This is a genomic window from Arenimonas composti TR7-09 = DSM 18010, assembly GCF_000426365.1.
GTDB classification, from domain to species: Bacteria; Pseudomonadota; Gammaproteobacteria; order Xanthomonadales; family Xanthomonadaceae; genus Arenimonas; species Arenimonas composti.
Window position 1 is genome coordinate 85570 of the sequence record NZ_AUFF01000007.1, and the last position, 19493, is coordinate 105062.

Genomic DNA, 19493 nt, shown 5'->3' on the forward strand with positions numbered 1-19493 from the left:
CGGGCCTCAGCTTCGGGTCAGCAGGCGGTGCAGCAGGAAGCCGGCGAACATCGCCGGCACGAACCACAGCGATTCGACGGCGCCGATGCCGAGACCCGCGAGCGCCGGACCCGGGCAGTAGCCGGCCAGGCCCCAGCCGATGCCGAACAGCGCCGCGCCGCCGAGCAGGCGGGCGTCGATGTCGCGCCGCGTCGGCAGGTGGAACGCGTCGACGAACAGCGGCCGTCCGCGGCGCAGCACGGGGCGGAACAGCAGCAGCGTGGTCAGCACCGCGCCGCCGAGCACGAGCGCGAGCGTCGGATCGAACGCGCCGAAGACGTCGAGGAAACCGAGCACGCGGCGCGCATCGGTCATGCCCGACATCGCCAGGCCGGTGCCGAACAGCGCCCCGGCCGCGAGTGCGGCGACGGAGTTCCGGTTCACGCCGCGCTCCCGAGGTGACGCACGGCGAACGTGGTGACCACCGCGGTGGTCACGAACATCGCGACCGCCGCCAGCGAACGCGGCGACAGTCGCCCGAGTCCGCACACGCCATGCCCGCTCGTGCAGCCGCTACCCATACGCGTGCCGAACCCCACCAGCAGTCCGGCGATCACCAGCCCCGCGCGCGGGAAATCCGTGCGCGGCAGCGACGCGCCCGGCACGAAGGCCATGTAGAGGCCGCCGGCCGCGACCAGCCCGAGCAGGAACAGTACGCGCCAGGCGACATCGCCGCGCTGCGGCACCAGCACGCCGCCGGCGATGCCGCTGACACCGGCGATGCGCCCGGTCAGCCACAGCAGCAGCACCGCCGACAGCCCGATCAGCACGCCGCCGGCCGTCGCCGTCATCCACACGCTCACGGCACGACCCCGAAGCGGTCCAGCGGCAGCCGCAGCCAGCGCACGCCGTCCGCGTCCGGCGGCGGCAGTTCGCCGGCGCGGATGTTCACCTGCAGCGCCGGCAGGATCAGCTTCGGCGCGGCGAGGGTCGCGTCGCGCTCGGTGCGCAGGCGCACGAACGTCGCCTCGTCGACGCCGCCGCCGACGTGGCGGTTGTCGCGGCGCTGTTCGTCGAGCGGGATCTCCGCGCGTACCTCGCGCCCGCCGGGCGGGTAGTCGTGGCACAGGAAGATGCGGGTGTCGTCGGGCAGCGCGAACAGGCGCCGGATCGAGCGGAACAGCTTGTGCGCGTCGCCGCCGGGGAAATCGACGCGCGCGGTGCCGACGTCGGGTGCGAACACGGTGTCGCCGACGAACGCCGCGTCGCCGATCACGTACGTCAGGCTGTCGTCGGTATGCCCGGGCGTCGCGAGCACGCGCGCCTGCAGCGTGCCGATCGCGAAGGTGTCGCCGTCGGCGAACAGGTGGTCGAACTGGCTGCCGTCGGTCGCGAATTCCGGCTCGAGACCGAACAGCGTCCGGAAGCGCGCCTGCACCGCGGTGATGCCGCGGCCGATCGCGACCTTCGCGCCGGTGACGCGGCGCAGGTACGCGGCGGCGGTGAGGTGGTCGGCATGCGCGTGCGTCTCCAGGATCCAGTCGACGGTCAGCCCCTGGGCGCGCACGAAGTCGAGCACGGCGTCGGCGGACGTGGTGGCGGTGCGCGCGGTCGCCGGGTCGTAATCGAGCACCGGATCGATGATCGCGGCGCGGCCACCCGGCTGGTCGTGGACGACGTAGGTGAGCGTGGACGTCGCCGCGTCGAAGAAGCTGCGGACCTGGGGAGTCATCCGTCGGTTCCTTGTCTGATACTTCAGGTAACGCTAAAGTAGGCGCGCCCCCGGATGTTGTCAAGCATCTACTTAAATACGGAAACCATGGCCCGCATCGCCCGAAAGAAGACCAGCCCCCCGGCCGCGCACGAGGCGATGGCCCGCCACGCCGGCGAGGCCGCCGCGCTGCTGAAGGCGCTCGCGCATCCCGCGCGGCTGCTGGTGCTGTGCCGGCTGGTCGAAGGCGAATGTTCGGTCGGCGAGCTGCAGCCGCTCACCGGGCTGAGCCTGTCGGCGCTTTCGCAGCACCTGGCCGTGCTGCGCGAATCGGCGCTGGTGGAGACCCGGCGCGAGGCGCAGACGATCCACTACTCGCTCGCGGCCGGACCGGCCGCGAGCGTTCTCGACGCGCTGCACGCTGCCTACTGCGGCGACGCGCTCACTGGACGCTGATGTCGCCCTTCATCACCGCCCAGTGGCCCGGGAAGCTGCAGAAGAACTGATACGGGCCGCCGTCGCGCAGCGGCGCGACATCGAAGGTGACCGATGTGCGCTCGCCGCCGCCGATGACCTCGGTGTGCGCGACGACGCGCGGATCGCCCGGCTTCACGAACTCCGACGCGGCGCCGGCGGCCATGCCGTCGGTGGCGACGGCGGCCAGCTCGGACGCCTTCGCGATCACGACGTTGTGGCCCATCGACTGCTCGGGCAGCGTGCCGTCGTGGCGCAGCGTGATCGTGAACTGCGTGCACGAGGACGGGATCGCGATCGAACCGACGTCGTACTGCATCGCGTCGTTGCTGCCGATCTCCGTCGCGCAGTTCTCGACGACCGCGGCGGGCTTGCCGTTCCCGGCGGTGGCAGCGGGCGCGGGCGCCGGGGCGGGCGCGGCCGGAGCGGGCGCGTCGCTAGTCGGGGCGGGCGTGCTGGCGGCGGGCGGCGGCGCGTCACCGCCACAGGCGCCCAGCGCGAACGCGCAGGCGAGCGGGAGGAGGGCGAGCGGACGTCGGATGGTCATGGGAATTCTCCACACGGGCCTTCCATGATCCGCCGCGGCGGGAAGGATCACGTGAATAGCGCGGGGATTGGAACCACGCGTGGAAACATGGTTTCCGCTGGTCGCGCTCGGGGACCGGCCCGCGCGGCCATACTTCAGGCGTATCCCGGCAGCGCCGGATCGCATTGGAGAAGACGATGATCACCGCCCGCCCGGCCGCCGAACGCGGCCACGCGAACCACGGCTGGCTCGACAGCCGGCACAGCTTCTCGTTCGCGGACTATCGCGACGACCGCCATGTCCACTGGGGTCCGCTGCGCGTGATCAACGAGGACCGCGTCGCCGCCGGGCGCGGCTTCGGCCGGCATGGGCATCGCGACATGGAGATCATCAGCTACGTGCTCGACGGCGCGCTCGCGCACGAGGACTCGATGGGCAACGCCTCGACGATCGTGCCCGGGGACGTGCAGCGCATGAGCGCCGGCACCGGCGTGATGCACGCCGAGTTCAACCACGACCGCGAACGCACCACGCATTTCCTGCAGATCTGGATCATCCCGTCGGTCACCGGCGTCGCGCCGTCGTACGCGCAGAAGGCCTTCCCCGACGCGGACAAGCGCGGCCGCCTGGCGCTGCTCGCCAGCCCCGACGGCGCCGACGGTTCGCTGACGATCCACCAGGACGCGCGCCTGTACGCCGGCCTGTTCGACGGCGACGAACACGCCACGCATGCGCTCGCGCCCGGCCGGCTCGGCTACGTGCACGTCGCGCGCGGCGCGGCGACCGTGAACGGCCACGCGCTGCACGCCGGCGACGCGCTGCGCTACGAGGACGAACCGGCCATCGACATCCGCGCCGGTGTCGGCGCCGAGGTGCTCGTGTTCGACCTGCCGCGGCTGGACTGATGCGCACCTTCGTCCTGCGCGCCCGCGCCGCGCCGACCGACGCCGCCCGCCTGCTCGCCGGCGTCGGCGGAGATGCCCATTCGGAGGTGCTCGCGCACACGCTGATGAACGCCATCTTCGTCGCGCAGTCGCATCGCGACGATGTCGTGGTGTACCTGGTGCTGGAGAGCACGCACGACTACTCGCGGACGATCCGCTTCGAGGCCGCGGCGATGACCGGCATCGGCGGCTTCCACGAAGCGGCGCTGCTGGCGAAGATCGCCGCGGCGCTCGACGCGTCGCGCGGCATGGGCAAGGACGAGGCGCGCGCGGTCGAACCCGGCGTGACCGTTCGCACCACCGCGTTCGAGCGCCTGGTGCAGGAACTCGCCGCCGGCCACGCGCTGTACGTGATGGATCCGAAGGGTGCGCCGGTGGGCGACGTCGACTTCGCGCCGGAGCCGTGCTTCCTGCTCACCGACCACATCCCGATGCCGAAGAAGGCCTGGCCCGGGCTGGAGCGACTCGGCGCCCGCAAGCTCAGTCTCGGGCCGCGGATGCTGTTCGCGTCGCAGTGCGTGGTGCTGATCCACCACGCGCTCGACATGCGCTGACGCGGCGCCGGATCACCCGCCGAAGCGCAGCGTCGCCACCGTGCCGCGCTCCGGATCCGGCTGCAGCTCCAGTCGCCAGCCGAGGTGCTCGCACAGCCGCGCGGTCAGTTCCAGGCCGATGCCCGAATCGCCGCGGCTGCCGTCGCCGCGCGCCATGCGCGTGTAGAGCTCGCTGATCCGTTCCGGACTCATGCCGTGCCCGGGATCGCGGATCACGACGGCCGGTCCCGGCGCGATGCGGATGTCGACGACGCCGCTGTCGCTGTTCTCGATCGCGTTGCGCAGCAGGTTGCCGACCGCGGCGCGCACGATGCCCGGCGGCGCGTCGATCGCGACCGGCGGCGACGGCGCCAGCCGCAGCTGCAGCGATTTGCCGGCGGTCAGGTGCTCGTGCGCGTCGACGATCTCGGCGAGCAGCGCGTCCAGCGCGAGCGGCCGCGTGCCGCGCGCGAGCCGCGACGGATCCTTCGCGAGCGCCAGCAGCATCGCGATCAGCTGCTCCATCTCGCGCGCGCTGCGCTGGATACGCTGCAGCTGGTGGCGCACGGTCGCGGCGCCGGCCCCGGGCTGCAGCGCCAGTTCGGCGGCGCCGCTGATCACCGCGACCGGCGTGCGCAGTTCGTGGCTGGCCGTGTTGACGAACACGCGCTCGCGCTCGACGAATTCGGCGTTGCGCTGCAGGAAGCCGTTGAACGCGTCGGCGATCACGACCAGCTCGGCGCCGGCGTCGGGCTCCAGCACCACGCGTCCCGCCTCGCGCTCGGGCTGCATCGCGCCGATGCGTTCGGCGAGCCGGCTCAGCGGCCGCAGCAGCCGGCTCACGCCGACCACCGCGGCGACGCCGATCGCCGCCAGCAGCAGCAGCGCGGCCGCGACCGTGAGCCACTCCGAGCCCGATTCGTCGCGCGTGAACCCGTCGATGTCCATCGCCAGCAGGTGGCGCACGCCGCCGTCGTCGCGCACCAGCACCACGTATTCGGCCGCGCCGATGCGCAGGTCGTCGTGCAGGCCGGGCGCCAGTCCCGACAGTTCCGGCGGCAGCGCCGGATCGTCGCCGCGGTAGACCGCGATGCCGGCCGTGCCGTCCCAGCGGAAGGCCGGATCGGTGCGGCGACGTTCGAGGAAGTGGTCGAGCTCGACCGTCAGCAGCGATCGCCAGACGCTGCGCTCCACGTACTCGACCACGAACGCGCCCTGCGCGATCACCGCCACCGTCAGCGCGGTCGCGAACGCGAGCAGCCACAGCACGATCCGCCGGCGCAGGCTGGCCGGGCGCGCGCTCACGGCCAGTCCCCGCGCGGCGCCGCGCGCGCGAGCCGGTAGCCGACCCGCGGCACGGTCTGGATGAGCTTCGTCTCGAAGGGTCCGTCGACTTCCCGCCGCAGCTCGTAGACATGCGAGCGCAGCGCGTCGCCGTCCGGCGGCGTGTCGCCCCACAGCGCCTGTTCCAGCTGCTCGCGCGCCACCACCGCGGGCGAGGCGCGCAGCAGCACCTCGAGCAGCTTGCGACCGGCCGGGAACAGATGCAGCGGCTTGCCGGCGCGCGTCGCCTCCAGCGTCGACAGGTCCAGGCGCAGGTCCTCCACCTCGAGCACCCGCGACCGCGCGCGGCCCTGCACGCGCGACTGCAGGCTCTGCAGCCGCGCCTCGAGCTCGGCCAGGTCGAAGGGCTTGGTCAGGTAGTCGTCGGCGCCGGCGCGGAAGCCGAGCAGCTTGTCGGGCAGTTCGTCGCGCGCGGTGAGCATGATCACCGGCACGTCGCTGCCGCCTTCGACGCGCAGCTTGCGCAGCACTTCGGGCCCGTCCATGCGCGGCAGCATCCAGTCCAGGATCACCGCGTCGAACGCCTGCGTCAGCGCCAGATGCAGGCCGGTGATGCCGTCGGGGGCGGCGTCGAGCACGTGCCCGCGCGCCTCGAAATAGGCGAACAGGTTCGCGACCATGTTGCGGTTGTCTTCGATGACCAGCAGGCGCATGGCGGATCCGGGACGTCGACGGGCGTCGGCGGCGGGAGTATCGCGCCTGCGATGTCGGAATTCCGTGCGCCGCTTAACCGGCGCCTTACCCGGCTCCGACGCCGCTCCGACGTTCCCGGGACGGGCTTCCGACGCGGGTGCGACCAGCCTGTGCGCCCCGGATGTGGAAGGTCGTGGATGCGCAGGGACGAGGTGGTGCTGTGGTGGACGCCGCTGGCCGGATTCGCGGCGGGCATGGCGTGGCTGGTCGGGCTGGGCGGTGACTTCGTGGTCGCCGACCGGCTGTACGCGCTCGAGGGCGGGCGCTGGGCGCTGCGCTCGCACTGGCTGACGGAGGCGCTGCTGCACGACGCGGCGCGGAACGCCTGCGTGCTGGCGTTCGTGGTCGTGCTGGTCGCGTGGCTGGCCAGCCTGCGCCTGCCGCGCGCGCGGCGCTGGCGGCGGCCGCTGGGCTACCTCGTGCTGGCGGTGGCGACGAGCACGCTGCTGGTCGCGGCGATCAAGGCGACCAGCCCGCTCGGCTGCCCGTGGGACCTGGCCCGCTACGGCGGCGCCTTCGACACGGCGACGTGGCCGGGCCGCTGCTTCCCCGCCGGCCACGCGAGCGCCGGCTACGCGTGGCTCGCGCTGTACTTCTTCCTGCTGGCGGTGCGGCCGGCGTGGCGGCTCGCCGGACTCGCGGCAGGGCTCGGGCTGGGACTGGTGTTCGGCGTGGTGCAGCAGCTGCGCGGCGCGCATTTCCTGTCGCATGACCTGGTGACCGCGCTGCTCTGCTGGACCGTCGCGCTCGGCCTGTCGCGGCCGGTGCTGCGCCTGCCGGCCGAAGGACGGACCGAGTGAGCGTGGTGATGTCCCGTACCGGGCCGGCGTGGCAGGGCGCGGTCGACGCGGTGCGCGCGTGGCGGCCGCTGCTGTCGGTGGAGGCGCTGGCGGTGGCCGCGAGCCTGTTCTTCGCGCTGACCGCCAACACCGCGTTCTGGCGCGCCGTGGCGGCCGGCGGCGCGATGCCGTGGCGGCTGGCGGTGGCCGCGTTCGTGATGGTTTTCGCCGGTCACGCGCTGCTGCTCGGCGCACTGCTGGCGCGGCCGTGGGCGAAGCCGCTGCTCGCGCTGCTGGTGGTCGTGACCGCGGCGGCGTCGTTCTACACGCAGGCATACGGCGTCTACCTCGACGCCGACATGCTGCTGGGCACGCTGCACACCGAGTGGGCGGAGTCGCGCGAGCTGCTGACACCGGGCCTGGCCTGGCATCTGCTGGTGTTCGCGGGGCTGCCGTGCCTGCTGCTGGGGCGGATCCGTCTGGTACGGCGGGCGCCCGCGCGCGCGCTGCTGGTCCGCGCCGGGTTCCTCGCGGCGATGGCGGCGCTGCTGGCCGCGGGCGCCGCGTTCGGGTTCAAGGATCTCTCGGCGCTGGTGCGCAACCACCGCGAGGTGCGCTACCTGGTGACACCGGCGAACTACGTCTACGGGCTGGGCCAGCTCGCGTTCGCCGGCGCCGCGACCGGCGACACGCCGCTGCAGGTGGTCGCGCCGGATGCCCGCCGCGTCGCGCCCGCGGTGGCGCGGCGGCCGCGGCTGCTGGTGATGGTCGTCGGCGAGACGGTGCGCGCCGACCACTGGGGCCTCAACGGGTATGCGCGGCAGACCACGCCGCGGCTCGCGCGCCGGTCGCTGGTGAACTTCGGCGATGTCCAGGCCTGCGGCAGCAGTACCGAGGTCTCGCTGCCGTGCATGTTCTCGCCGTACGGGCGCCGCGATTACGACGCGGCGCGCATCCGCGGCAGCCAGTCGGTGCTGCATGTGCTGGACCGCGTCGGCGTCGACGTGCGCTGGCGCGACAACCAGACCGGCTGCAAGGGCGTCTGCCGCGGCCTGCGTTACGAGACGGTGTCCCCGGACGCCGACCCCGCGCTCTGCGACGGCCTGCACTGCCTGGACGGGATGCTGCTGCGCGACCTGCCGCTGCAGCCCGACGCGGGCGGCGGCGATCGCGTCGTCGTGCTGCACATGCTCGGCAACCACGGGCCCAGCTACTTCCAGCGCTATCCGCCGGCGTTCCGCCGCTTCCTGCCGGCCTGCGAGACCGCCGAACTGGGCGACTGCAGCGGCGAGCAGATCGTCAACGCCTACGACAACGCGCTGCTCTACACCGACCACGTGCTCGACGGCCTGATCGACCGGCTCGAGACCGTCGACGGCTTCGACACCGCGCTGCTCTACGTCGCCGACCACGGCGAATCGCTCGGCGAGAGCGGCCTCTACCTGCACGGCGTGCCGTGGCCCGTGGCGCCGCGCGAGCAGCTGCAGGTGCCGATGGTGCTGTGGTTCGGGCCCGGCTTCGCGGACGGCGCGGGGATCGACACCGCGTGCGTGCAGCGCCGCGCCACGCGGCCGGCGAGCCACGACGACCTGTTTTCGACCCTGCTCGGCCTGTTCGACGTGCAAGCCGCGGCGCGCGATCCGGCGCACGACCTGCTCGCCCCGTGCCGCCGCGGCATACCGGGCTAGAGCGCCAGCGACTGGTCGGCGATGGACACGTGTGTGATCCGCTCGCCGTTCCAGAAGTAGGTCAGGTGCGCGCCCTGCACCACCGGGCGCAGCACGTCGGGGTGGAACACCGCGACGCACTGGCCGCCCGGATGGCGGACGCTGTCGTAGACGACGCCGTCGCTGCCGGCGGCGCGCCACGCGGCGGCGGCGCGCTGGCTGGCGCTGTAGTCGGCGGGGTCGTGCAGCTCCGGCCAGCCGCCGCGCAGGTCGTGCAGCGCCGCGACGAGGTCGCCGGCGTAGCAGCGCATGCCGATCCGGCACGGCGGCTCGCGCGTGCGGGCGAGGAAGCGGTCGCGGTGGTACACGGTTTCGCGGATCGCGGTCTCGCGGTCGCGGGCGGCGTAGTACACGCCCCGGTCGCCGGTGGAGAAGCGCGAGCCCTCGGGATTGGGGTGCGTGAACGCCGCCATGATCGGCGTGGTTCCGGGGCCGCTGATGCGCCGCTCCGGCGCCACCAGGCTGATCGCGCCCAGTTCCTGGCGCAGGCGCGGGTTGGTCAGGCCTTCGATCTCGTAGATCGCCTCGAGGTCGCCGGGGTCGGCGATCGCGTCGAACAGGCCCACCGGCGGGAAACGACTCGACACGATCCGCCACGCCGGTCGCCAGTCGACCCGCGCCAGCGGCGGCAGCGTGCTCATCCCCAGCCCCGCTGCGCGTCCAGGTACTGGCGCACCACGTACAGGTCCGCGACCTGGCCACCCAGCATCCGCTCGAGCGCGCTGCGGCCGCCGAAGAGCGGCGCGTCATTGGGCCGGCGCAGCCAGCCGTCGGCCTGGGCGTCGTCGGGGAACAGCAGGTGCAGCGCCTTGTAGATGCCCAGCAGGTAGCTGATCCGTTCGATCACGTCGTGTGGCACCGCGCCGGCGCGCTCCTTCTTCCAGCGGAAGTACGTGGACCGCCCCGGCATGCCGAGCAGGCGCCGCTCCTGGTCCGCGCTCAGGCCCCAGGCCGCGGCGAGGTTGAAGAACGCGCGCAGCGCCGGCCCGGCGAGGTCGCGGCGGGCGGGGAGCGGGGGAACGGGGATCGGTGTAGTCATCTGGCTAATCCCGATACGAACCAACATCAGCAATTTGGTCCTGATCGGGACTTATTGCAAGCACCGCCTCGCTTGATGCAGGTCAGGGAGGGCGACGCGGCCGGCCGCCAGCATGGGCACGCCAGGAGGTGAGCCATGCTTCATGACGACCACGACCCGTCTCCGCCCGACGCGACCTCGGGACGACTCTGCGACTGCCTCGACGATTACGAGTCGCTGGACCCCGAATCCGCGGCCGGCCTCGGGCTGTGAGCGGACCGCTACCGGACGACCGCGCCCCGAATCCGCCGATCGACATCGACGCGGCGCGCGTCGCGGCGCTGCTGGACCTCGAGGTCGGCGCGTTCCGCGCGCTGATGGCCGACGGCAAGGTGACGGTCCTGTGCGAACGCGGCACCGGCGCCGATGCGGGCCGCTGGCGCGCGACGTTCTGGTACGGCGGCCGCCGCGCGCGCTTGGTCGTGGATCCGAAGGGGCGCATCCTCGACGAAGGCTGAATCGCGTCGGTTAACATCCGGGCATGGACGAGTTCACCGCCCGCGCGTTCCCGCGCCGCTTCCGGCTGGCCACGGAACAGGCCCGCATGCCGACCGCCCGCGCCTGTGGCGCGGCAGGGGTCGGCTGATGGCGGCGGGCGCGGTGTCGCCGTCGCTGCTCCTGCTGCTGTTGCTGCCGTTCCTCGGCGGGCTGGTCACCGCCTTCCTGCCGACCCGCGCCCGCACGGTGCTGGCCGGCGTCGCGGGCCTGGTCGCGGCGGCGGCGGCGGTGAAGGTGATCACGCTGTTCCCGCTCGTGCGCGACGGCGGCGTCATCGTGGAGACCTTCGCGTGGGTGCCGTCGCTGGGGCTGGACCTGGTGCTGCGGATGGACGGGTTCGCGTGGATGTTCGCGCTGGTCGTCACCGTGATCGGCGTGCTGGTGTGCCTGTACGCGCGCTACTACATGTCGCCCGACGATCCGGTGGCGCGCTTCTACGCGATGTTCCTCGCGTTCATGGGCGCGATGCTCGGCGTGGTGCTGTCGGGCAACCTGCTGCAGATGGTGGTGTTCTGGGAACTGACCAGCCTGGTCTCGTTCCTGCTGATCGGCTACTGGCACCACCGCGTCGACGCGCAGCGCGGCGCGCGCATGGCGCTGGTGGTCACCGGCGGCGGCGGGCTGTGCCTGCTGGCGGGCGTGATCGTGATCGGGCAGATCGCCGGCAGCTACGAACTCGACGCGGTGCTCGCCGCGGGCGCGCTGGTGCGGGCGAGCCCGTTGTACCCGCTCGCGATGGTGCTGGTGCTGCTCGGCGCGTTCACCAAGAGCGCGCAGTTCCCGTTCCACTTCTGGCTGCCGCGGGCGATGGCGGCGCCGACCCCGGTGTCGGCCTACCTGCACTCGGCGACGATGGTGAAGGCCGGCGTATTCCTGCTGGCGCGGCTGTGGCCGGTGCTGGCCGGCACCGACCTGTGGTTCTGGCTGGTCGGCGGCACCGGCGCGGCGACGCTGCTGATCGGCGCCTACGCGGCGATGTTCCAGAACGACCTCAAACGCGTGCTCGCGTACTCCACCGTCAGCCACCTCGGGCTGATCACGCTGCTGCTGGGCCTCAACAGTCCGCTCGCCGCCGTCGCCGCGGTGTTCCACATCCTCAACCACGCCACGTTCAAGGCGTCGCTGTTCATGGCCGCCGGCATCGTCGACCACGAGACCGGCACGCGCGACATCGGCAAGCTCAACGGCCTGATCAAGGCGATGCCGCGCACCGGCGTGCTGGCGCTGGTGGCGACCGGCGCGATGGCCGGCGTGCCGCTGCTCAACGGCTTCCTGTCGAAGGAGATGTTCTTCGCGGAAACGGTGATGCTGCGCTCGCAGCCGTGGGTCGAATGGACGCTGCCCCTGGTGGCGACGGTGGCCGGCATCTTCGCGGTCGTGTACTCCCTGCGCTTCGGCTACGACATCTTCTTCGGTCCGCCGTCCACCGACCTGCCGCGGCAGCCGGAGGAACCGCCGCGCTGGATGCGGCTGCCGATCCAGTTCCTGGTGCTGGCGTGCCTGGTGGTCGGCGTCGCGCCGGAGTGGGCGGTGGGCGGCGTCCTCGCGGCCGCGGCGCGGCCGGTGGTCGGCGGCGTGCTGCCGGAGTACAGCCTGGCGGTCTGGCACGGCATCAGCCCGCCGCTGCTGATGAGCCTGGTCGCGATCGTCGGCGGCGTGCTCGGCTACCTGTGGCTGCGCCGCCGGCAGGAGCGCGGCGAACTGCTCGACACGCCGGGCATCGGCCACATCAGCGGCCGCGAGCTGTTCGAGGCCGGGCTGCTGGCGGCGACGCGCGCCGCGCGCACCTTCCTGCACGTCGCCGGCACGCGCCGCCTGCAGCCGCAGGTGTTCGCGATCGTCGCGGCCGGATTCGTGCTGGCGCTGCTGGCGTCGCGCGGCGTGCCGCTGGAATGGGGCGACCGGGCGCGGCTGCCGCCGTCGCAGCCGTTCGTGCTGCTGTGGATCATTGGCATGGTCTGCGCGATCGGCGCCGCGGCGATGGCGAAGTTCCACCGCCTGGTCGCGATCACGCTGATGGGCGGCGTCGGGCTGGTGACGTGCCTGACGTTCGCGTGGTTCTCGGCGCCGGACCTGGCGTTGACGCAGATCGTCGTCGAGGTGGTGACCACGACGCTGTTCCTGCTCGGCCTGCGCTGGCTGCCGATGCGCCTGGAGGGCGTCGGCGAGCGCGACGCGCTGCGCGGCCGGCTGCGCCGCGGCCGCGACCTGCTGCTGGCGATCGCGGTGGGGGGCGGCATGGCGGCGCTGTCCTACGCGCTGCTGACGCGGCCGGCGCCGCAGAGCATCTCGCCGTTCTTCCTGTCGCGCGCGTATTCCGAAGGCGGTGGCACGAACGTGGTCAACGTGATGCTGGTCGACTTCCGCGCCCTCGACACGCTCGGCGAGATCACCGTGCTCGGCGCGGTCGCGCTGACGGTGTTCGCGCTGCTGCGCCGCTTCCGGCCACCCGCGGAGAGCGTCGCCCAGCCGCTGCAGCAGCGCGCGGTCGCGGCCGACACCGGGACCGACCTGGTCGCGCCCAGCCGCGACGGCGAACCGGTCGGCTACCTGCTGGTGCCGGCCGTGATGGCGCGGCTGCTGCTGCCGGTGGCGCTGGTGGTCGCGGCGCATTTCTTCCTGCGCGGGCACAACGAACCGGGCGGCGGCTTCGTCGCCGGACTGGTGGTCGCGATCGCGCTGCTGATGCAGTCGCTCGCGTCGGGCACGCGCTGGGTGGAGATGCGCGCGCAGGTGCGGCCGGTGCGGTGGGTGGCCTTCGGCCTGCTCGCCGCGTCGACGACCGGGCTGGGCGCGGTCGCGTTCGGCTTCCCGTTCCTGACCAGCCACACCGCGCACGTGACCCTGCCGGTGCTCGGCGCGCTGCATGTTCCGAGCGCGGCGTTCTTCGACCTCGGCGTGATGACTGTCGTGGTCGGCGCCACGCTGCTGATCCTGACCGCGCTGGCGCACCAGTCGATCCGTGCCCATCGCAAGCTGGCGCCGCGCGCCGGCGACGAACCGGGAGAGACCTGATGGAAGCCCTTCTGGCGATGGCGATCGGCGTGCTCGCGGCTTCCGGCATCTGGCTGGTGCTGCGCCCGCGCACCTTCCAGGTGGTGATGGGGCTGGCGCTGCTGTCGTATGCGGTGAACCTGTTCATCTTCAGCATGGGCAGCCTGGTGATCGACAAGCCGCCGATCGTCGCCGCCGGCATTCCGGCGGACCTCGAGCACTACACCGACCCGATGCCGCAGGCGCTGGTGCTGACCGCGATCGTCATCGGCTTCGCGACGACGGCGCTGTTCCTGGTCGTGCTGCTCGCCGCGCGCGGCCTGAGCGGCACCGATCACGTCGACGGCGAGTCGGACTGATGGCGTCGCTGCTGCCCGGGCTGGTGATCGTGCCGCTGGTGCTGCCGCTGATGGCGGCGGCGCTGCTGCTGGCGATCGATGCCGGCAACCGCCGCGCGCGCTCGCTGATCAACATCGCCGCGACGGCGGGCGGGCTCGCGGTCGCCGCGGTGCTGCTGCTCGCGGTCGACGCCGACGGCGGTCACGGCGTGTACCTCGCCGCGAACTGGCAGGCGCCGTTCGGCATCGTGCTCGTCGCCGACCGGCTGTCGGTGCTGATGCTGGTGCTTGTGGGCCTGGTCGGCACCGCCACCGCGCTCTACGCCGAAGCCGTGTGGGCGCGCGCCGGCGCGTGGTTCCACCCGCTGTTCCAGATGCAGCTGCTCGGGCTGAACGGCGCGTTCCTCACCGGCGACCTGTTCAATCTCTTCGTGTTCTTCGAGGTGCTGCTGGCGGCGTCGTACGGCCTGCAGATGCACGGATCGGGCTGGCCGCGCGTGCGTTCGGGGCTGCACTACATCGCGGTGAACCTGATGGCGTCGGCGCTGTTCCTCGTCGGTCTCGCGGTGCTGTACGGAGTGACCGGCACGCTCAACATGGCCGACCTCGCCGACAAGGCCGCCGCGGTGCCCGACGGCGACCGCGGCCTGCTGCACGTCGGCGCGGCGATCCTCGCGGTCGCGTTCCTGATCAAGGCCGCGGTGTGGCCGCTCAACGCATGGCTCGTGCCGGCGTACACGGCGGCGAGCATGCCGGTCGCGGCGCTGTTCGTGCTGATGTCGAAGGTCGGTTTCTACGCGCTGTTCCGGCTGTGGACGCTGGTGTTCTCGGAAGCGGCCGGTCCCTCGGCGCATTTCGGCGGCGCGGTGCTGCTCTACGGCGGGCTGTGCACGCTGGCGTTCGGCACGGTGGGACTGCTGGCGTCGATCCGGCTGGAGCGCATCGCGGCGTACTCGGTGCTGGTGTCGTCGGGCACGCTGCTGGCGGCGATCGGGCTGGATGCGCCGGCGCTGAGCGCGGCGGCGCTGTTCTACGTCGCCAGCGCGACGATCGCGGTCGCCACGCTGTTCCTGCTGGTGGAGCTGGTGAAGCGGACCAGCATCGAGGGCGGCGCGCAGCGCCCGGACATCGACACCGCGCCGGACGAAGGCGACAACCTCGACGACGACGCGCTGCCGCTGGTCGGCCGCGCGTTCCCGGTCTCGGTGGCGATGCTCGGCCTGGCGTTCGTCGCCTGCGCGCTGATGGTGGCGGGGCTGCCGCCGCTGGCCGGGTTCCTCGGCAAGGTGGCGCTGCTCGCGGCGGCGCTGCAGCCCGGCGCCGGACCGGCGGCGTGGTCGCTGGTCTTCCTGCTGCTGCTCTCGAGCCTCTTCGCGACCACGTCGCTCGCGCGGGCCGGCATCCGCCACTTCTGGTCGAAGGGCGGCCGCTACGCACCGCAGCTGCGCGCGGCGGAAGGCGGCGCGGTGCTGTTCCTGGTGGCGGCCGGCGTCGCGCTGGCGCTGTTCGCCGAACCGGTGATGCGCTACGCGAACGACACCGCGACCGCGCTGCACGCGCCGCGGCCGTACATCGACGCGGTGCTCGGCGCGCGCACGGTGCCGGGTCCGACGACTCCCGACACCGCGCCTGCGCGGCCGCCGGCGCCGGCGCTGCCGACGGTGGAGCCGGTGGTCGTGCCGGTGGCCGCGCAAGAAGCCGCCGGGGGCCGGCCATGAGCGTGCTGCGCCGGCTGGTTCCCGCGCCCGCGCTGAGCCTCGTGCTGTTCGCGCTGTGGCTGCTGCTCGCGCGCGGCGCGGCACCGGCCGACCTGCTCGTCGCCGCGATCGTCGCGCTGGCGGTGCCGCCGCTCACCACGCGCCTGCGGCTGGTCCACGCGCCGCTGAAGCGGCCGGCGACCGCGCTGCGGTTCGCTATGCGGGTGATGGTGGACGTGGTCGCGTCGAACATCGAAGTGGGGCTCGACGTCGTGTTCTTCCGCACGCGGAAGCCGGATTCGCATTTCGTGGTCGTGCCGCTCGAGCTGCGCGACCCGGCCGGGCTGGCGATGCTGGCGCTGGTGACGACGATCGTGCCGGGCACGGTGTGGTCGGAACTGGCGGTGGACCGCAGCTCGCTGCTGCTGCACGTCTGGAACGTCGGCGACGAGGCCGCCTTCGTCGCCCGCTACAAGCAACGCTACGAATCGCCGCTGCGGGAGATCTTCGAATGAGCACGCTGCTGCTGGCCGCCACCACGTTCGCGCTGGGCTGCTACGCGCTCGCCTCGGTGCTGGTGCTCGTGCGCCTGGTGCGCGGGCCGCGCGCGCAGGACCGGGTGTTCGCGCTCGACCTGCTGTACTTCCACGCGATGCTGGTGGTGATGGTGATGGGCATCCGCCACCAGAGCGACCGCTACTTCGAGGCGGCGCTGCTGATCGCGCTGTTCGGCTTCGTGAGCTCGTCGGCGATGGCGAAGTTCATCCTGCGCGGGGAGGTGATCGAATGAGCACCGGCAATCTCCTGGTCGACGCCGGCGTCGCCGCGCTGCTCGTGGGCAGCGGCGTGCTGGTGGTCGCGTCCGCGGTCGGCTTCCTGCGCCTGCCCGGTTTCTTCCGCCGCATGCATCCGCCGGCGCTGGCGTACACGCTCGGCACCTGGTGCGTCGCCGGTGCGGCCACGCTCCATCTGTCGGTGCTGCAGGGCCGCGCCGCGCTGCATCCGCTGCTGCTGCCGGCGCTGCTCGCGCTGACGGTGCCGGTGACGACGGTGCTGCTGGCGCGCGTGTCGCTGTTCCGGCGCCGGCAGGCGGGCATCGAGGGCACGCCGACCGCGTCGCTGCCGCGCGACCGGGAACAGTAGGAGCGCCTTCAGGCGCGAAGCTTTTCCGCGCTGCGCGCGGGCAAGGGCAATGATTCGCGCCTGAAGGCGCTCCTACATCGACGCGTCGGCGAGTTCCCACTTCGCGATCGCGGCGCGATGGACCTCGTCGGGGCCATCGGCCAGACGCAGCGCCCGCGCCGCGGTCCAGGCCTGCGCGAGCGGGAAATCCTGGCTGACGCCGGCGCCGCCATGCGCCTGGATCGCCCAGTCGAGCACCTTCTCGGCGACGTTGGGCGCGACGACCTTGATCATCGCGATCTCGCGCTTCGCCGCCTTGTTGCCGACGGTGTCCATCGCCCACGCCGCCTTCAGGGTCAGCAGCCGCGCCTGTTCGATCAGGCAGCGCGCCTCGGCGATGCGTTCGTGCCAGACGTCGAAGTCGGCGAGCCGGCGGCCGAAGGCCTGGCGCGTGCGCAGGCGTTCGCAGAGCAGTTCGAGCGCGCGTTCGGCCAGGCCGATGCAGCGCATGCAGTGGTGGATGCGGCCAGGACCGAGCCGGCCCTGGGCGATCTCGAAACCGCGGCCCTCGCCGAGGATCACGTTCTCCGCCGGCACGCGTACGCCGCGCAGCTCGACCTCCATGTGCCCGTGCGGGGCGTCGTCGTAACCGAACACCGTCATCGGTCGCACGACGCGGATGCCCGGCGTGTCCGCCGGCACCAGCACCATCGACTGCTGCCGGTGCGCCGGCGCGTCTTCGAAGCTGCGGCCCATCACGATGTAGACCGTGCAACGCGGATCGCCGGCGCCGGAGGCGAACCACTTGCGCCCGTCGATCACGATGTGATCGCCGTCGCGGCGCAGGCGGGTGCGGATGTTGGTCGCGTCGGCGGAGGCGACTCCCGGCTCGGTCATCAGGAAGGCCGAGCGGATCTCGCCGGCGAGCAGCGGCACCAGCCAGCGCGCCTTCTGCGCGTCGCTGCCGTAGCGCGCCAGCACTTCCATGTTGCCGGTGTCCGGCGCCGAGCAGTTGAACACCTCCGGCGACCACGGCACCCGACCCATGATCTCGCACAGTGGCGCGTAGTCGAGATTCGACAGTCCCTGCGGCGCCAGCGGCGAGCGCGGCAGGAACAGATTCCACAGCCCGCGCTCGCGCGCCTTCACCTTCAGCGATTCGACCAGCGGACTCGGCCGCCAGGGATCGCCGGCGGCGCGGTGCGCGGCGGCTTCGGCGGCGTGCGCGGCTTCGTTCGGCAGGATGTACTCGTCGAAGAACGCCTGCAGCTTCGCCCGCAGTTCCTGCACTTCCGCGCTGAATCCGAAATCCATGTCCACCCCCGTCGCGACTGCCGCGATCGTGGCACCGGGCGGCACTGCGGGCAACGGCTCCAGGCGTCTTTACAACGGATCGAAGCCGATCGAAGCCGATCGACCGAACGCGTCTTCCGGCGGGATGCGGTGGGTCTGGTCAGCGCGTCTTCTTTCGAACTTTCGGCTTCGGCTTTTCGGTTTGAATCGGCTTTGATCGGCTCTTTTCCGTTGTGAACAGTTCCTGGTCGCGCGCGCACCAGTACGCCCAGCGGCGGCGGTGGCCGAGTTCGGCGCGTTGCAGCGGCGCGCCGCAGGCGGGGCAGTTGGCGCGGCGGTGCACGAGCAGGTTGCGCTTGAGCGCGAATTCGCGCCGCCAGGCGAGGAAGTCGAAGCTGTACTGGCGGGCCTCGCGGATCATCTCGCCGAGCTTGCGCGGCGGCAGTGCGCCGACGGTGCTGCGCGGGTCGACGCCGATGCGGTAGAGCACCTCGTTCTTGATGATGTTGCCGACGCCGGCGAACACGTCCTGGTCGAGCAGCGCGTCGGCGACGATCTCGTCGGGCTGCTTCTTTAGCTTGCGCCGCGCCTTCGCCGGATCCCAGGCGTCGGAAAGCACGTCGCCGGCCCAGTCGTAGGTGTCGTCGAGCTCGCCTTCGACGTACTTCAGCGAGCTGGCGTAGAACTCGAGCTCGCCGTTGTCGAAGTTCAGGCGCACCGTCGGCGTGCGCCCCGGTTTGCGCGCGTCGATGCGCCAGCTGCCGAACAGCATCAGGTGCACACGCAGGCTGAAACCGGCGAACTCGAGCAGCAGGTGCTTGCCCCAGGTGCGGATGCGGCGCAGCCGACGGCCGCGCATGCGCTGCAGGTCCAGCGTCTTCGCATTGCCGCTGACCTGGCGCACGGTCTTGCCGCGGAAACGCGCCGCCTCCTCGGCGAGCATGATCAGGGTGGGACCCTCAGGCATGACGGCCTCCGGCCAGGTCCTGGAAACGCGCGGCATTGCCGGCCGCGTGACCGCCGGCGGTGTTGTCGAAGATGACGATGCGCCGCTCCGGCGGCGTCGTGCTCGCCTGCACCTGCACGGCCAGGGCGCGCAGGGCCTCGTTGTCGTAGTCGCTGTAGTAGATGCGCGGGCTGCCGTGCCAGCGCCAGTAGCGCCAGCGCGGATCGCCACCGGGTTCCGCCGCCGCCGGGCAGCAGGCCGGATCGGCGGCGACGCGGGCGACGCGGTGTCGGCGCCAGAGTCCGTCGACGCCGTCCTCGAACCAGCTCGGATGCCGCGGCTCGCAGGCGACGCCCACCCGCAGCCGTCGGCGCAGCATGCCGAAGAAGATGCCGGCGGTGCGGGCGTCGTAGCGCAGGTCGGCGGCAGCTGCACCAGCACGCAGGCGAGCCGGCGGCCGAGGCCGGAGACTTCGTCGACGAAGGCATCGAGCAGCGGCCCGCAGCGCTCGAGCCGCGCTTCGTGGGTGATCGTGCGCGGCAACTTCACCGTGAAACGGAAGTCGGCCGGCACGTTCGCCGCCCAGCGCGCATAGGTGCTCGCCTGGTGCGGGCGGTAGAACGAGGAATTGATCTCGACGACGTCGAAGCGGGTGGCGTAGCGGGCGAGGGTGGACTCGCCGGGGCCGAACAGCGGCGCGTAGGCGCGCGGATGGCTCCAACCGGCGCAGCCGACGCGGGCGGAGGGGGCGGTCGCTACAGCGGCACGGGCGCGGGGCATGCCACGGTGTCGCCGATCGCCGGTCAACGCCGCGTAG

The 19493-nt window shown here is 72.4% G+C and carries 22 protein-coding genes and 1 pseudogene; 12 read left to right on the forward strand and 11 right to left on the reverse strand.

Annotated elements, in window-relative coordinates:
* Positions 1-6: 6 nt before the first annotated feature.
* The 3 genes from K311_RS0110420 to K311_RS0110430 are packed head-to-tail and all read right to left on the reverse strand — an operon-like array spanning position 7 to position 1711.
* Positions 7-423: a DUF6691 family protein gene (locus K311_RS0110420; protein WP_026817265.1), complete on the reverse strand. Its 417-nt coding sequence runs from the start codon at positions 421-423 to the stop codon at positions 7-9.
* Complete coding sequence (locus tag K311_RS0110425) at positions 420-842, reverse strand: YeeE/YedE family protein (protein WP_026817266.1); 423 nt, start codon at positions 840-842, stop codon at positions 420-422. Before K311_RS0110425 ends, K311_RS0110420 begins: the two co-directional genes overlap by 4 nt.
* Positions 839-1711 (reverse strand): MBL fold metallo-hydrolase, encoded by an 873-nt coding sequence (locus K311_RS0110430; protein WP_026817267.1) that lies wholly within the window; start codon positions 1709-1711, stop codon positions 839-841. The genes K311_RS0110425 and K311_RS0110430 overlap by 4 nt, the downstream gene beginning before the upstream one ends.
* 87 nt (positions 1712-1798) lie before the next feature.
* On the opposite strand from K311_RS0110430, the gene K311_RS0110435 reads away from it, so the two are divergent.
* A complete protein-coding gene (locus tag K311_RS0110435; RefSeq protein WP_043797543.1) occupies positions 1799-2146 on the forward strand; it encodes an ArsR/SmtB family transcription factor in 348 nt (115 codons plus the stop codon).
* Here the strand turns inward: K311_RS0110435 and azu are convergent.
* A complete protein-coding gene (gene azu, locus K311_RS0110440; RefSeq protein ID WP_081683408.1) occupies positions 2133-2711 on the reverse strand; it encodes an azurin in 579 nt (192 codons plus the stop codon). The genes K311_RS0110435 and azu overlap by 14 nt on opposite strands.
* A gap of 176 nt (positions 2712-2887) precedes the next feature.
* Here azu and K311_RS0110445 point away from each other — a divergent pair, with 176 nt between their 5' ends.
* Complete coding sequence (locus K311_RS0110445) at positions 2888-3595, forward strand: pirin family protein (RefSeq protein WP_026817270.1); 708 nt, start codon at positions 2888-2890, stop codon at positions 3593-3595.
* Positions 3595-4188, forward strand: a complete 594-nt coding sequence (trmY, locus tag K311_RS0110450) for a tRNA (pseudouridine(54)-N(1))-methyltransferase TrmY (protein WP_026817271.1) — start codon at positions 3595-3597, stop codon at positions 4186-4188. Before K311_RS0110445 ends, trmY begins: the two co-directional genes overlap by 1 nt.
* A gap of 12 nt (positions 4189-4200) precedes the next feature.
* Here the strand turns inward: trmY and K311_RS0110455 are convergent, their stop codons facing one another.
* Together K311_RS0110455 and K311_RS0110460 are read right to left on the reverse strand one after the other, a co-directional pair.
* Positions 4201-5472, reverse strand: a complete 1272-nt coding sequence (locus tag K311_RS0110455; protein ID WP_043797545.1) for a sensor histidine kinase — start codon at positions 5470-5472, stop codon at positions 4201-4203.
* On the reverse strand, positions 5469-6164 hold the full coding sequence (locus tag K311_RS0110460; RefSeq protein WP_026817273.1) for a response regulator transcription factor: 696 nt from the start codon (positions 6162-6164) through the stop codon (positions 5469-5471). Before K311_RS0110460 ends, K311_RS0110455 begins: the two co-directional genes overlap by 4 nt.
* Before the next feature lie 177 nt (positions 6165-6341).
* Here K311_RS0110460 and K311_RS0110465 point away from each other — a divergent pair, with 177 nt between their 5' ends.
* Both K311_RS0110465 and K311_RS0110470 read left to right on the forward strand, forming a co-directional pair.
* On the forward strand, positions 6342-7004 hold the full coding sequence (locus K311_RS0110465) for a phosphatase PAP2 family protein (protein ID WP_026817274.1): 663 nt from the start codon (positions 6342-6344) through the stop codon (positions 7002-7004).
* Positions 7005-7012: 8 nt separating this feature from the next.
* The gene (locus K311_RS0110470) at positions 7013-8671 is read left to right on the forward strand and encodes a phosphoethanolamine transferase (RefSeq protein ID WP_026817275.1); all 1659 of its coding nucleotides are present in this window, start codon (positions 7013-7015) and stop codon (positions 8669-8671) included.
* On the opposite strand, the gene K311_RS0110475 is transcribed toward K311_RS0110470, so the two are convergent.
* Complete coding sequence (locus K311_RS0110475; protein WP_026817276.1) at positions 8668-9351, reverse strand: RES family NAD+ phosphorylase; 684 nt, start codon at positions 9349-9351, stop codon at positions 8668-8670. The genes K311_RS0110470 and K311_RS0110475 overlap by 4 nt on opposite strands.
* Complete coding sequence (locus K311_RS0110480; RefSeq protein ID WP_051239945.1) at positions 9348-9749, reverse strand: MbcA/ParS/Xre antitoxin family protein; 402 nt, start codon at positions 9747-9749, stop codon at positions 9348-9350. Before K311_RS0110480 ends, K311_RS0110475 begins: the two co-directional genes overlap by 4 nt.
* A gap of 248 nt (positions 9750-9997) precedes the next feature.
* Here K311_RS0110480 and K311_RS0110490 point away from each other — a divergent pair, with 248 nt between their 5' ends.
* From K311_RS0110490 to K311_RS16475, 7 genes are all read left to right on the forward strand, one after another.
* Complete coding sequence (locus K311_RS0110490; RefSeq protein ID WP_051239947.1) at positions 9998-10246, forward strand: DUF6522 family protein; 249 nt, start codon at positions 9998-10000, stop codon at positions 10244-10246.
* Between the two features lie 127 nt (positions 10247-10373).
* Positions 10374-13301 carry a monovalent cation/H+ antiporter subunit A gene (locus K311_RS0110500; RefSeq protein WP_043797549.1) on the forward strand — a complete coding sequence of 976 codons (2928 nt, stop codon included), beginning with the start codon at positions 10374-10376 and terminating at the stop codon, positions 13299-13301.
* The gene (locus K311_RS0110505; RefSeq protein WP_026817280.1) at positions 13301-13639 is read left to right on the forward strand and encodes a Na+/H+ antiporter subunit C; all 339 of its coding nucleotides are present in this window, start codon (positions 13301-13303) and stop codon (positions 13637-13639) included. Before K311_RS0110500 ends, K311_RS0110505 begins: the two co-directional genes overlap by 1 nt.
* Positions 13639-15336, forward strand: coding sequence for a monovalent cation/H+ antiporter subunit D (locus tag K311_RS16470; RefSeq protein ID WP_081683409.1), 1698 nt, complete (start codon positions 13639-13641; stop codon positions 15334-15336). Before K311_RS0110505 ends, K311_RS16470 begins: the two co-directional genes overlap by 1 nt.
* Positions 15333-15830 (forward strand): Na+/H+ antiporter subunit E, encoded by a 498-nt coding sequence (locus K311_RS0110515; protein WP_211223656.1) that lies wholly within the window; start codon positions 15333-15335, stop codon positions 15828-15830. Before K311_RS16470 ends, K311_RS0110515 begins: the two co-directional genes overlap by 4 nt.
* Entirely contained in the window at positions 15827-16105 is a 279-nt protein-coding gene (locus tag K311_RS0110520) for a K+/H+ antiporter subunit F (RefSeq protein ID WP_026817282.1), read from the forward strand. The genes K311_RS0110515 and K311_RS0110520 overlap by 4 nt, the downstream gene beginning before the upstream one ends.
* Entirely contained in the window at positions 16102-16458 is a 357-nt protein-coding gene (locus K311_RS16475; RefSeq protein ID WP_043797551.1) for a monovalent cation/H(+) antiporter subunit G, read from the forward strand. The genes K311_RS0110520 and K311_RS16475 overlap by 4 nt, the downstream gene beginning before the upstream one ends.
* A gap of 72 nt (positions 16459-16530) precedes the next feature.
* Here K311_RS16475 and K311_RS16480 read toward each other — a convergent pair whose 3' ends face one another.
* The 3 genes and pseudogenes from K311_RS16480 to K311_RS16490 all read right to left on the reverse strand — a co-directional run bounded on the left by K311_RS16480 (position 16531) and on the right by K311_RS16490 (position 19456).
* The gene (locus K311_RS16480) at positions 16531-17751 is read right to left on the reverse strand and encodes an acyl-CoA dehydrogenase family protein (protein WP_043797572.1); all 1221 of its coding nucleotides are present in this window, start codon (positions 17749-17751) and stop codon (positions 16531-16533) included.
* A 139-nt stretch (positions 17752-17890) separates the two neighbouring features.
* Positions 17891-18697 carry a DNA-formamidopyrimidine glycosylase family protein gene (locus K311_RS16485; RefSeq protein WP_081683410.1) on the reverse strand — a complete coding sequence of 269 codons (807 nt, stop codon included), beginning with the start codon at positions 18695-18697 and terminating at the stop codon, positions 17891-17893.
* Positions 18690-19456 (reverse strand): annotated as a pseudogene (locus tag K311_RS16490) (DUF72 domain-containing protein). Before K311_RS16490 ends, K311_RS16485 begins: the two are co-directional and overlap by 8 nt.
* Positions 19457-19493: the final 37 nt, after the last annotated feature.

Excerpts from the sequence above, each read along its gene's own strand:
- K311_RS0110430 (WP_026817267.1), bottom strand. The coding sequence starts at position 1,711 with ATGACTCCCCAGGTCCGCAGCTTCTTCGACGCGGCGACGTCCACGCTC.
- K311_RS0110435 (WP_043797543.1), top strand. The coding sequence starts at position 1,799 with ATGGCCCGCATCGCCCGAAAGAAGACCAGCCCCCCGGCCGCGCACGAG.
- azu (WP_081683408.1), bottom strand. The coding sequence starts at position 2,711 with ATGACCATCCGACGTCCGCTCGCCCTCCTCCCGCTCGCCTGCGCGTTC.
- K311_RS0110445 (WP_026817270.1), top strand. The coding sequence starts at position 2,888 with ATGATCACCGCCCGCCCGGCCGCCGAACGCGGCCACGCGAACCACGGC.
- trmY (WP_026817271.1), top strand. The coding sequence starts at position 3,595 with ATGCGCACCTTCGTCCTGCGCGCCCGCGCCGCGCCGACCGACGCCGCC.
- K311_RS0110460 (WP_026817273.1), bottom strand. The coding sequence starts at position 6,164 with ATGCGCCTGCTGGTCATCGAAGACAACCGCAACATGGTCGCGAACCTG.
- K311_RS0110465 (WP_026817274.1), top strand. The coding sequence starts at position 6,342 with ATGCGCAGGGACGAGGTGGTGCTGTGGTGGACGCCGCTGGCCGGATTC.
- K311_RS0110470 (WP_026817275.1), top strand. The coding sequence starts at position 7,013 with ATGTCCCGTACCGGGCCGGCGTGGCAGGGCGCGGTCGACGCGGTGCGC.
- K311_RS0110475 (WP_026817276.1), bottom strand. The coding sequence starts at position 9,351 with ATGAGCACGCTGCCGCCGCTGGCGCGGGTCGACTGGCGACCGGCGTGG.
- K311_RS0110480 (WP_051239945.1), bottom strand. The coding sequence starts at position 9,749 with ATGACTACACCGATCCCCGTTCCCCCGCTCCCCGCCCGCCGCGACCTC.
- K311_RS0110500 (WP_043797549.1), top strand. The coding sequence starts at position 10,374 with ATGGCGGCGGGCGCGGTGTCGCCGTCGCTGCTCCTGCTGCTGTTGCTG.
- K311_RS0110505 (WP_026817280.1), top strand. The coding sequence starts at position 13,301 with ATGGAAGCCCTTCTGGCGATGGCGATCGGCGTGCTCGCGGCTTCCGGC.
- K311_RS16470 (WP_081683409.1), top strand. The coding sequence starts at position 13,639 with ATGGCGTCGCTGCTGCCCGGGCTGGTGATCGTGCCGCTGGTGCTGCCG.
- K311_RS0110515 (WP_211223656.1), top strand. The coding sequence starts at position 15,333 with ATGAGCGTGCTGCGCCGGCTGGTTCCCGCGCCCGCGCTGAGCCTCGTG.
- K311_RS0110520 (WP_026817282.1), top strand. The coding sequence starts at position 15,827 with ATGAGCACGCTGCTGCTGGCCGCCACCACGTTCGCGCTGGGCTGCTAC.
- K311_RS16475 (WP_043797551.1), top strand. The coding sequence starts at position 16,102 with ATGAGCACCGGCAATCTCCTGGTCGACGCCGGCGTCGCCGCGCTGCTC.
- K311_RS16480 (WP_043797572.1), bottom strand. The coding sequence starts at position 17,751 with ATGGATTTCGGATTCAGCGCGGAAGTGCAGGAACTGCGGGCGAAGCTG.
- K311_RS16485 (WP_081683410.1), bottom strand. The coding sequence starts at position 18,697 with ATGCCTGAGGGTCCCACCCTGATCATGCTCGCCGAGGAGGCGGCGCGT.